At 50.2% G+C, this 673-nt stretch carries 1 pseudogene; it reads left to right on the top strand.

Features of this window, described 5'->3' with window-relative positions:
* Window positions 1-6: 6 nt before the first annotated feature.
* A pseudogene (blaCARB, locus tag R7Q09_RS26015) lies at window positions 7-673 on the top strand (CARB/PSE/RTG family carbenicillin-hydrolyzing class A beta-lactamase); the annotation flags it as partial.

Below are 673 nucleotides of genomic sequence, written 5' to 3' on the forward strand. Positions count from 1 at the left end.
GTCTGAGATACACAAACGCACGAGCGTTGGGATTATCGCGGAGACGAACGTTTCCCATTAATGAGCACATTCAAAACGTTAGCGTGTGCCACCATGCTAAGCGACATGGACAGCAGCAAACTCAACAAAAATGCCACAGCGAAAATCGATGAACGCAATATTGTGGTTTGGTCTCCGGTGATGGATAAACTGGCTGGACAAAGCACGCGTATCGAACACGCTTGTGAAGCCGCCATGTTGATGAGCGACAACACCGCTGCGAACTTAGTGCTAAATGAAATTGGTGGTCCTAAAGCGGTCACGCTGTTTTTGCGCTCTGTTGGCGACAAAGCAACGCGACTTGACCGATTGGAGCCTCGTTTGAATGAAGCAAAACCGGGCGACAAGCGAGACACCACAACGCCTAACGCCATGGTAAACACCCTGCACACCTTGATGGAAGATAACGCCCTATCTTACGAGTCACGCACACAGCTGAAAATCTGGATGCAAGACAACAAAGTATCGGATTCGCTCATGCGCTCTGTTCTGCCAAAAGGCTGGTCGATTGCAGACCGCTCTGGCGCAGGTAACTACGGTTCACGCGGCATTAGCGCGATGATCTGGAAAGACAACTACAAGCCGGTTTACATCAGTATTTACGTCACAGACACCGACCTTTCGCTTCAAGCTC

The sequence above is a fragment of the Vibrio sp. 2130-1 genome (genome assembly GCF_033339515.1).